The 2133-nt window shown below is 75.9% G+C and carries 2 pseudogenes; one reads left to right on the top strand and one right to left on the bottom strand.

Going from position 1 to position 2133, the window contains the following annotated elements:
* Nucleotides 1–26: 26 nt before the first annotated feature.
* Nucleotides 27–1051: pseudogene (locus GA0115242_RS12420) on the bottom strand (tripartite tricarboxylate transporter substrate binding protein).
* Nucleotides 1052–1151: 100 nt separating this feature from the next.
* On the opposite strand from GA0115242_RS12420, the pseudogene GA0115242_RS12415 reads away from it, so the two are divergent.
* Nucleotides 1152–2133: pseudogene (locus GA0115242_RS12415) on the top strand (ATPase); the annotation flags it as partial.

Raw genomic sequence — 2133 nt, 5'->3', positions numbered from 1 at the left:
GGCGGGCCGGGCCGGGGTCGTGCGGGTCAGTTCAGGCCGAGGTCCGCGACGAGGCGGGCCACGGCCGCGTCCTGGCGGACCAGGAACGAGCGGAAGGTGTCCCCGACCGCGAACGCGTCGCTCCACCCGTTCCTGCGCAGGGCCGCCCGCCACGGCGGGGAGGCGTGCAGCGCGGTGAGCGCGTCGGTCCAGCGCCGCAGGTCGGCGTCGTCGATCCCGGGCGGGGCGACGATCCCGCGCCAGTTGCTGAAGACGAGGTCGATGCCGGACGCCGCCAGGGTGGGCACCCCGGGCAGCGCGTCCACCGGTCCCGCGCCGGTCACCGCGAGGACCCGCAGCTGACCGGCGTCGACCTGGTCGAGGAACTCGCCGAACCCGGTCGCCGCGAAGTCGACGTCACCGTCCAGGAGCGCGGGCAGCAGGTCGCCGCCGCCGCCCGAGTAGGCGGCGTAGTCGACCCGCCGGGGGCTGATCCCGACCGCCCGCGCCAGCTCCATGGGGAGCAGGTGGTCGGGGCCGCCGGGCGAGGAGCCGCCGCCGACCGTGAGGCGTGCCGGGTTTGCGCGCCAGGCGGCGACCAGGTCCCCGATCGTGCGGTGGGGCGAGTCGCGCGGCACCACCACCGCCCCGGTCTCGTCCGCCAGCCGCGCGATCGGGGTGGTCGAGGCCACCGTCGCCCGGGAGCGCGCCACGTGCGAGGCGCCGACCACGCCGAGGCCCATCTGGAGGAGCAGCCCGCCGTTGCCGCGCTCGTTGACGACGCGTTGCAGGCCGACCGTGCCCCGGCCCCCGGCAGGTTGAAGACCTGCACGTCCGGGGTGATCCCGGTCTCCTGGAGGACCCGGGCGACGGTCCTGGCGGTGATGTCGTACCCGCCGCCCGCCGCGTTCGGGACCATGATCCGCAGGCCGCCGCCGGTCCCGTCGTCCCGCCCTCCGGAGCCCAGCAGAGCGGAACCGGGCGGTCCGCATCCGGCGGCGAGCAGCGGCGGCAGCGCGCCGGCGGCACCGCGCAGCACGGCGCGGCGAGGGACGCGCGAGCGGTATCTCATGGCGCACCTCTCTTTCACCGCCGTCGGTGGGGACGTCATGATTGTGCGGCCCTCGGGACGAGACGCACAGTTTGTGTCAGCAGGAGAGATTGAGTTCGTTGTGGTCACCACGTTCCGTCGACACACCCTCGCGGGCGAGATGCTGGTGCTCCAGCTCGCCATCGTCGTGGTGGTGCTGCTGGCGGTGGCGGCCGTCTCCCTCGCGCAGTCCGAGGCCACCTTCGACCGGGTCGAGGGCAGGCGGGTCGCGGCGCTCGCCGAACAGCTCGCCGCCAACCCCCTGGTGCGCACCCAGCTCACGCGCCCCGCGCCGCAGGAGACGCTCGCCCCACTGACGCACTCCACCCTGGTCCAGTCCGAGGTCACCTCCGTCACCATCGCCGACGCCGATGGGCGCGTCGTCAGCTCGACCGATCCGTCGGCCGTCGGCGGACCGCTGCCGCCGGGCCCCGGGGTCTCCGGCGGGCGCGGCTGGTCGGGCGAGCTGCGGCGGGGCGGCGGCACCGAGCTGGTGGCGCAGGCGCCGGTGCTGGGCGACGGCGGCGACCTGGGACGCACCCTGGGCACCGTCATGATCGGGGAGGCGTCGCCGACCGTCTGGCAGCGGCTCGGCGGGGCCTCCTCGTACCTGCTGGTCTACCTCGGCGTCGCCAGCGGCCTCGGGCTGGCCGGCTCCTGGCTGCTGGCCCGCCGGGTGAAGAAGCAGACGCTCGGCCTGGAGCCCCGGGAGATCGCCGGGCTCGCCGAACACCGCGAGGCGATGCTGTACGGGATCGCCGAGGGCGTCGTCGCGATGGACCCGCAGCACCGGCTGACCCTCGTCAACGAGGTCGGCAGGGACCTCCTCGGCCTGCCCGCCGCGTGCGTCGGCAGGACCCTGGACGACCTCGGCATCGACGGCCGCCTGCGCGAGGTCCTCACGGGCACGCGGCGACCGGGGACGGGGGCCGTCCGGAGGCCGGGGACCGCCCGGAAGCCGGGGAACGCCCGGAAGCCGGGGAACGCCCGGAGACCGGAAACCGTCCGGAAGCCGGGGAGCGTCCGGAGGCCGGGGACCGCCCGGAAGCCGGGAACGCCCGGAG

It is taken from the genome of Streptomyces sp. SolWspMP-5a-2 (assembly GCF_900091845.1).
Classification (GTDB): Bacteria; Actinomycetota; Actinomycetes; order Streptomycetales; family Streptomycetaceae; genus Streptomyces; species Streptomyces doudnae.
This window is presented reverse-complemented; position numbering and strand designations above follow the sequence as displayed.